At 72.5% G+C, this 7,848-nt stretch carries 8 protein-coding genes; 5 read left to right on the forward strand and 3 right to left on the reverse strand.

The features are described from left to right. The first annotated feature begins 21 nt into the window (after positions 1-21). Together VNE60_04720 and VNE60_04725 are read left to right on the forward strand one after the other, a co-directional pair. The gene (locus VNE60_04720; GenBank protein ID HVB30812.1) at positions 22-1,584 is read left to right on the forward strand and encodes an adenylate/guanylate cyclase domain-containing protein; all 1,563 of its coding nucleotides are present in this window, start codon (positions 22-24) and stop codon (positions 1,582-1,584) included. Then, complete coding sequence (locus VNE60_04725; protein HVB30813.1) at positions 1,581-2,336, forward strand: lipopolysaccharide kinase InaA family protein; 756 nt, start codon at positions 1,581-1,583, stop codon at positions 2,334-2,336. The genes VNE60_04720 and VNE60_04725 overlap by 4 nt, the downstream gene beginning before the upstream one ends. On the opposite strand, the gene VNE60_04730 is transcribed toward VNE60_04725, so the two are convergent. Further along, on the reverse strand, positions 2,333-3,418 hold the full coding sequence (locus VNE60_04730) for a glycosyltransferase family 4 protein (GenBank protein HVB30814.1): 1,086 nt from the start codon (positions 3,416-3,418) through the stop codon (positions 2,333-2,335). The genes VNE60_04725 and VNE60_04730 overlap by 4 nt on opposite strands. A gap of 100 nt (positions 3,419-3,518) precedes the next feature. Here VNE60_04730 and VNE60_04735 point away from each other — a divergent pair, with 100 nt between their 5' ends. Both VNE60_04735 and VNE60_04740 read left to right on the forward strand, forming a co-directional pair. Next, positions 3,519-4,541 carry a glycosyltransferase family 9 protein gene (locus VNE60_04735; GenBank protein ID HVB30815.1) on the forward strand — a complete coding sequence of 341 codons (1,023 nt, stop codon included), beginning with the start codon at positions 3,519-3,521 and terminating at the stop codon, positions 4,539-4,541. A gap of 10 nt (positions 4,542-4,551) precedes the next feature. Further along, positions 4,552-5,619, forward strand: a complete 1,068-nt coding sequence (locus VNE60_04740) for a glycosyltransferase family 9 protein (protein HVB30816.1) — start codon at positions 4,552-4,554, stop codon at positions 5,617-5,619. Here VNE60_04740 and VNE60_04745 read toward each other — a convergent pair. After that, positions 5,580-6,191, reverse strand: coding sequence for a Maf family protein (locus VNE60_04745; GenBank protein ID HVB30817.1), 612 nt, complete (start codon positions 6,189-6,191; stop codon positions 5,580-5,582). The two genes, VNE60_04740 and VNE60_04745, sit on opposite strands and share 40 nt — an antisense overlap. After that, positions 6,176-6,613: a D-aminoacyl-tRNA deacylase gene (gene dtd, locus VNE60_04750; GenBank protein ID HVB30818.1), complete on the reverse strand. Its 438-nt coding sequence runs from the start codon at positions 6,611-6,613 to the stop codon at positions 6,176-6,178. Before dtd ends, VNE60_04745 begins: the two co-directional genes overlap by 16 nt. 86 nt (positions 6,614-6,699) lie before the next feature. Here dtd and VNE60_04755 point away from each other — a divergent pair. After that, on the forward strand, positions 6,700-7,848 hold a 1,149-nt coding region (locus tag VNE60_04755), incomplete at its 3' end, for an aminotransferase class I/II-fold pyridoxal phosphate-dependent enzyme (GenBank protein ID HVB30819.1).

Raw genomic sequence — 7,848 nt, forward strand, 5'->3', positions numbered from 1 at the left:
GCGCCGCATATTCCACCGTACATGGCCTACAAGCTCACGAGCGCGGACCAGACCCTGTCGTTCGAGCTGCGCGCCGGATCGCCGCAGCTCGTGGGCCGGGCGCCCACGTGCGACCTGCCGATCATCGACCCCACGATCTCGCGCCGTCACGCCGAAGTGGAGTGCACCGCCGGCGGCGTGCGGGTGCGCGACCTGGGGTCCAGCAACGGGACGTTCGTGAACGGGGCCCGCATCGAGCACGCCGACCTCGCGGCCGGCGACCGGGTGACGTTCGGCAAAGTGGAGCTCACGCTCGAGGAGTTCACCCCGCGCGTGCCCGCGGCGGCGCAGGCCGCCGCGCCCGCGCCGCCGCCGGGCGCGACGATCGTGCGCCAGCTCCCGGTGCGCGGGCAGACGCCGCCCACGTCGTCCCCCGGCATCCCCGCCACGCCCGCCGACAAGAGCCGCGAGAAGCTCGCCACGCTGCTCGAGGTGTCCAAGGGACTGGGACGCGCGGTGGACACCGACGCGATCCTCGACCAGATCGTGCAGTACGCCTACCAGATCCTGGCCGTGGACCGGGTGGCGATCCTCCTGCTCGACGACGGCGGCGCGCTCGTGCCCAAGATCTCGCGCGACAAGCGCGGCGGCGATGCCCCGCGCGCCGTGCCGCAGTCGATCGCGCGGGCCGCGGTGGCCGACAAGGTGGCCATCCTCTCGGACAACGCGGGCGAGGACGAGCGGTTCGGCGGGCAGTCGGTGGTGCTCCAGCAGGTGCGGTCGGCCATCTGCTCGCCGCTCATCGGCAGCGAGGACCGCGTGCTCGGCGTGCTGTACGTGGACAACGTGTCCACCACGCACCGGTTCAACGACGACGACCTGGATTTCGTGATCGCGTTCAGCGGCATCGCCGCCGTGGCCATCGAGAACAGCCAGTTCGCGGAGCGCATCCGGCGGGAGACGCTGGCCCGCAGCAACTTCGAGCGCTACTTCACCCCGCAGCTCGCCAAGCGCATCGCCTCGTCGGCCGGCGCCACGCGGCTGGGCGGCGAGAAGCGCAAGGTGGCCGTGCTGTTCAGCGACATCCGCGGGTTCACGCAGCTGTCGGAGACGATGAACCCCGACGACATGGCGCGCCTGCTCAGCGAGTACTTCACCGAGATGGTGGACTGCGTGTTCCGCCACGACGGCACGCTGGACAAGTTCATCGGCGACGCCGTGATGGCGCAGTGGGGCGCGCCGATCGGCGATCCGCGCGATGCCGACAAGGCCATGGGCGCCGCCGTCGACATGATCCGCGAGCTCGACAAGCTCAACGCCAAGTGGCGCGACGAGGGGCGGCCCGAACTGCAGATCGGCATCGGGCTCAACTTCGGCGACGCGTTCGCGGGCAACATCGGCTCCGAGAAGCGCCTCGAGTTCACGGTGATCGGCGATACGGTGAACACGGCCAGCCGGCTGTGCTCGGTGGCCGGCCCGGGCGAGATCCTGATCTCGGGCAGCATGAAACAGGCGCTGTCGGCGCCGCCGCCGCTGGAGGAATGCCCGCCCATGGAACTCAAGGGCAAGACGCAGCCGGTGCCGGTGTTCCGCGTGGTGGCGTGACCCGCGACGCCCCACCGCCCGGCTACGAGCGCGCGCGGGTGGGGCGCGCCGAACTGGTGGCGCGGCACGAACTCGTGCCGGCGCTGCGCGAGATCCTGGCCGGCGGCACGGTGTACGCGTACGCCGCCGGCCGGCCCGACCACACCCGCATGACGGGCCGCCAGCCGGCGTACGCCATCGCGCTGCCCGGCGGCGAGCGCGTGGTGGTGCGACACAACCGGCACGGCGGCACGTTCGCGGGCATGACGCGCGACCTGTTCCACCTGCCCACGCGCGCGCCGCTGGAGCTCGCGATCTCCGCGCGCCTGGCCGGCGCCGGCGTGCCCACGCCGCTGATGCTCGGCTACGTGGTGTATCCGGTGGCCGGAGTGCTGGCGCGCTCCGACGTCATGACGCGCGAGATCGCGCCCGGCCGCGACCTCGCGGCGGCGCTCGGCCCCGCGGAACCGGCGTCGGCGCGGGCGGCCGCGATCGCGGCCACGGCCACGCTCGTGGCCGTCCTGTCGCGCGCCGGCGCGCGCCACCATGACCTGAACGTGAAGAACGTGCTCCTCGCGGGCGACGTCGCGGCGCCCACGGCATACCTGCTCGACGTGGACCGGGTCACCTTCCACGCCGATCGTGGCCATTGCCTGGAGACCAACCTCGCGCGGCTCGAGCGTTCGGCGCGCAAGTGGCGCGACCGGTTCGGCGCGCCGGTGACGGACGACGATCTGGCGCGGCTCCGCGCCGACGCCCAGCGGCAACTCTAGCGCGCACCCCGCAGCACGTCGCGATACACCCCGATCGTGGCGTCGGCCATTCGCCGCACGGAGAAGTCGTCGGCCCGCGCCAGCCCCGCCTGTCGCAGACGCTGGGCCAGCGCCGGGTCGTTCACGATGCGCGCGATCGCCGCGCCGAGCGCGGGGGCGTCGCCCACCGGCACGAGCAGCCCGGTGTCGTCGTCGGCCACCAACTCCGGCGTGCCGCTGCCCGCGGTGGCGGCCACCGGCACCCCCAGCGCGAACGCGTCCATGATCACCAGCGGCAGCCCTTCGAAGCGCGAGCTGAGCACCGCCACGCGCGCCGCCGCGAGCAGCTCGTCCACGTCGGTGCGGAACCCGGCCAGGTGCACGAACCCGGAGAGCCCGAGCCCCGCGATCTCCGTCTCCACCGCTCCGCGCAACTCCCCCTCGCCCACGAGCAGTCCGTGGAGCGTGGGCGCCTGACGTCGCGCCGCCGCCACCGCGCGGACGAAGGTCAACGGGTCCTTCTGCTCCACCAGCGCGCCGACCATCACCGCCAGGGGCGCGCCGGGGGGCACCCCGAGCGTGGCCAGGAGCTCGGCCGGCGCCGGCGCCACGGTGCGGTCGGTCTCCACCCCGCCGTGGACCACGGACAGGAGCTCGGGCCGCACGCCCGCCGCGCCCAGGGCGTCGGCCGCGGCACGCGACACCGCCATCACGGCGGCGGCCCGGCTGTACTTCCAGCGGGTGCCCGGGTTGGCGCGCGGCGGCTTGGCGAGGTGGCGCGTGACGACCAGCCGTGCCGTGGTGCCGAGCGTACACATGGCGCCCAACGTGACGTCGTGCGCCGTCTGGGCGTGGACGATCTGCACGTCGTGCCGCTTGATGAACCGCCGCAGCCGCCAGGCGGTGAGCAGCGCCACCTCGCCGGTGGGCGCGGCGGGCACCACCGGGAGCCCCAGCGCGTGCGCGCGCTCGGCCAGCGGCGCCAGAGGCCGCGCGGCCACATAGCACTGTTCGCCCCGGCGGGCCAACTCGCGCGCCAGCAGCAGGGTCTGTCGCTGCCCACCGCGCCAGCCGCGCTCGGTGTCCAGCACCAGAACTCGCATCCGCCCACCTTGCCCGGGCGCGGCCACTGCTTGATGTTGCATGCTCACGGCCGCACAAGCTCTCGCCGCGCCACGCGTTGCGCAAGATGATCGCCCCTCGATGACCGATTCCCTCGGCCGGCCCGCGCCGGTGCCCGCTCCGCGGCGGCTGCTGCTGGTGAGCCTCGACAACCTGGGCGATCTGGTGTTCGCGTCGGCGCTCACGCCGCCGCTCCACGACCGCTTTCCCGACGCCTCGATCACGCTCTGGTGCAAGGACTACACGCGCGACATCGGCGCGCTCATGCCGCATGTGGACGAGGTCATCGCGTCGGATCCCTATTGGGACAAGGCGCCGGGTCGCGGCAAGGGAAGTCTGTTTCGCTTTCTTGGCGCGATGACACGCATCCGGCGCGGCGGGTTCGACACCGCGGTGCTCGCCGCATCGCCCTGGCGCACGGCGCGCGCGGTGGCGTTCTGCGGCATTCCGGTGCGCATCGGCCTGGAGCGGCGCAGGAACGCGCGCTGGCTCACGCACGCGCTGCCGGCCGAGGACATCCACCGTCCCGTGCTCGCCGAGGAGTCGCGGCTGCTGGCGCCGCTCGGGATCGCGCCGCGGCCGCTGCGGTACCGGCTGGATGCGCGCCGGCTGTCGCCGCGCCCCGATGTGGAGCGCGCCCTCTCGCGCCGCATCGTGGCGCTACACCCGTTCGCAAGCAAGCGCGAGCGCTGCGTGCCGGTGCGCGTGTGGATCGCCGTGGCCACGGCGTTGGAGCATCGCGGGTACTCGCCCCTCTGGATCGGGAGCACGGCGGAGCTGAACGAGGTGCGGTCGTCGTCCGGGCGGCCGGACTGGCGGTACGTGGACCAGTTCGGCCCGCGGCTGGTGGATACGGCGGCGGCGCTGGCGCGCGCGGCGCTGTTCATCGGCCACGATTCCGGCCCGCTGCACGTGGCTGGCGCGTTCGGCGTGCCGGCGCTCGGCATCTTCGCGCCGGGCGAGCCCGAGCGCACCTTCCCGCAGGGTGTGGGCCCGTCGGGCATGATCGCGCGCCCATCGCCCGAAGGGATCGGCGCCGAGGAGATCGTGCGCGAAGCCGTGGCGCTGGCCGGCGCTCCGGCGCACTTCCACGGGACGCGATAACTTCCGGCGCATGATCGAGGCCAGGCTCGACCGCATCTGCATCGTGATGATGAGCGCCGTGGGCGACGCCGTCCACGTGCTGCCGGTGATCAACGCCATCAAGCGCGCGCACCCCGCCAGCCACATCACGTGGGTCCTGCAGCCGGGACCGGCCACCCTGGTGCGCGGGCATCGCGCGGTGGACGACATCGTGCTGTTCGACCGCAGCCGGGGCTGGCGGGCGTTCACCGACGTGCGGGCCGAGCTGGCGCGGCGCACGTTCGACGTGGTGATCAACCTGCAGGTGTACTTCAAGGCGGGCATCGTCACGTCGTTCACGCGCGCCCCGATCAAGCTCGGCTTCGATCGCGCGCGGGCGCGGGACATGAACTGGCTGTTCACCAACCGCAAGATTCCGCCGCACGCCGGCCAGCACGTGCAGGACCAGTACTTCGAGTTTCTCACGGCGCTGGGCATCGCCCACGAGCCCGTGGTGTGGGACCTCGGCCCATGGCCAGCGGAGCGCGCCTGGCAGAGGGAGTTCTACCGGAATGCCGAACGTCCCGCGGCGGCGATCGTCGTGGCCACGAGCAAGCCGGAAAAGGACTGGGCCCCCGAGCGCTGGGCCGAGGTGGCCGACGCGCTGCACCACGATTTCGGATTGCAGCCCGTGCTGGTGGGCGGCAGGTCGCCGCGCGAATTGCACGCCGAGCGCACGATCATGGAGCGCGCCGGGTGCGCGCCACGATCGGCGCTCGGCAGCGGGTTGCGCAATCTGGTGGGGATCATGGACGGCGCGGCGCTGGTGCTGTCGCCCGACACCGGCCCGTTGCACATGGCGGTGGCACTCGACCGCCCCGTGGTGAGCCTGATCGGATACACCAACCCCAAGCGCACTGGGCCATATCGCCGATTCCACGATCTGATCGTGGACGCCTACGGCGACCCCGGCGAGGACTATCCGCTGTCCATGGAGAACCGCCCGGGACGGATGCCGCGCATCACGGTGCGCGACGTGCTCGACCGCGTGGAGCGCTGGCGCGCCGTCTACGGCCCGGACTACGGGCGGGCCGCGACTTCGAGCGGGCCGAACGGATAGCGCAGGCCCATCCGCTCGCACATCCGGATCAGCCGGTTGAGCGCCAGCCCCATCACGGCGAAGTAGTCGCCGTCCACGCGGGTGACGATCGTGGCGCCGAACCCCTGGATGCCGTAGGCACCGGCCTTGTCCATGGGCTCGCCGGTGGCGATGTAGCGCGCGATCTCCTCGTCGGACAGTTCGCGGAAGGTGACGCCCACCTCCTCCACGCCCGATTCCACGCGCCCGCGCCAGGCCACGGCCACACCAGTCAGCACGACGTGCGCCCGTCCGCTCAGCCGCCGCAGCATGCGGGCCGCGTCGGCCTCCGATTCCGGCTTGGCCAGCACCTCGCCGTCCACCACCACCGTCGTGTCGCTGCCGATGGCCACAGCGTCGGCGTCGCCCAGCGCCAGGGCCTTTTCGCGCGCCAGCCGCTCGACGTACGCGGCCGGCGGCTCGCCCGCGCGCAACGATTCGTCCACGTCGGCGGGCCGTACCTCGTGCGGGATGCCCACCAGCGTGAGCAGGTCGCGGCGGCGCGGCGACGCCGAGGCGAGGACCACGCGCGGCGCGGTCACTTTTCCAGCCACAGGGTGACCGGTCCGTCGTTGACCAACTCCACGTCCATCATCGCGCCGAACTCGCCGGTCTCGGTGCGCACGCCGCGCGCGCGCAGGGCGGCCACGAACCGCTCGTAGAGCGGCACCGCCACGTCGGGACGCGCCGCGTCGATGAAGCTGGGGCGGCGTCCCTTGGCGGCGTCGCCGTAGAGCGTGAACTGCGACACCACCAACAGCGCGCCGTCCACGTCGGCCAGAGCGAGGTTCATCTTGCCCTCGGCGTCGCCGAACAGCCGCAGCCCCACCACCTTCTCGGCCATCCACGCCACCTCGGCGTCGCCATCGGCGTGCGTGAACCCCACCAGCAGCAGGAATCCGCGGCCGATCGAGCCGGTGACGCGGCCGTCCACGCGGACCTCGGCCCGCGACACGCGTTGGAGCAGGATGCGCATGGCGCAGGAATATAATGCGCCCTCGCATCCACGGGCCCGAGCGCGCATCTTCAAGCGGTCTCGCACTCCACCCTCTCGCCCCCGCCATGCCGCTCTTTGCACGACGACTCGACGACCTCGGCGTCGAAGGCTCGTTCACGTTCGGAGAAGACGTCGCCCGCGCAGCCGCGCGGCGCCCCGATGTGATCCGCCTGACGATCGGCGAACCCGATTTCGACAGCGCGCCGCACATCAACGAACCGGGCATCGCCGAGATCCGCCGCGGCAACACCCACTACTCCGATCCGCAGGGCGTGCCGTCGCTGCGCGCCGCGATCGCCGCCTACGTGGCCCGCACGCGCGGCATCCCGGGCGATCCGGCGCGCGTCGTCGTGCTGCCGGGCGCCAAGCCGTCCATCTCGCTCACCCTGCAGACGTACGTGGATCCGGGCGACGAGGTGATCTATCCCAGTCCCGGGTTCGCGATCTACGAATCGTGGACCACGTTCGTGCGCGGCACGCCGGTGCCCCTGCGGCTGCGCGAGGAGCGGGGGTTCGCGTTCACGGCCGAGGACCTCGCGGCGCTGATCACGCCAAAGACCAAGCTCATCATGCTGTGTTCGCCGTCCAATCCCACGGGCGGCGTGCTGTCGCGCGAGTTGCTGGCCGAGGTGGCGGCGGTGATCCGCGAGCGGTGCCATCCCGACGTGCGCGTGTACTCCGACGAGATCTACGAGCACATCATGTTCGACGGCGCCGAGCACGCGAGCATCGCGTCGCAGCCCGGCATGGCGGAGCGGACGATCATCGCCAGCGGACACTCCAAGGGATTCGCGATGACCGGCTGGCGGCTGGGCTACGCCGTCCTGCCCACGGTCGAGGAGGCGCAGGCGTTCAAGCGCCAGGTGATCCAGACCACGTCGTGCGTGTCGCCGTTCACGCAGGAGGCCGGGCGCGTGGCCCTGGAGAGCCCCCAGTCGTACGAGGAGATCGCGCGCATGGTGGCGGAATTCCAGCGGCGCCGCGACTGGGTCGTGCCGGCGCTGAACGCCGTGCCGGGGGTGCGGTGCCAGATGCCGCAGGGCGCGTTCTACGTGTTCCCCAACGTGGCGGGCATGTGCGAGCGGCTGGGGGTGCTGGCGGCGTACCAGGCGCTGGACGACGCGGCGCGCCGTCGCACGTCGCCGTCGCGGTTGCTGCAACTGTTCCTGCTGTACCGCCACGGCGTGGCCACGCTGCACCGCGAGTCGTTCGGC

The sequence above is a fragment of the Gemmatimonadaceae bacterium genome, assembly GCA_035533755.1.
Classification (GTDB): domain Bacteria; phylum Gemmatimonadota; class Gemmatimonadetes; order Gemmatimonadales; family Gemmatimonadaceae; genus JAGWRI01.

Coding starts and splice junctions, on each gene's coding strand:
- VNE60_04720 (HVB30812.1), top strand. CDS start 22: ATGGCCTACAAGCTCACGAGCGCGGACCAGACCCTGTCGTTCGAGCTG.
- VNE60_04735 (HVB30815.1), top strand. CDS start 3,519: ATGACCGATTCCCTCGGCCGGCCCGCGCCGGTGCCCGCTCCGCGGCGG.
- VNE60_04740 (HVB30816.1), top strand. CDS start 4,552: ATGATCGAGGCCAGGCTCGACCGCATCTGCATCGTGATGATGAGCGCC.
- dtd (HVB30818.1), bottom strand. CDS start 6,613: ATGCGCATCCTGCTCCAACGCGTGTCGCGGGCCGAGGTCCGCGTGGAC.
- VNE60_04730 (HVB30814.1), bottom strand. CDS start 3,418: ATGCGAGTTCTGGTGCTGGACACCGAGCGCGGCTGGCGCGGTGGGCAG.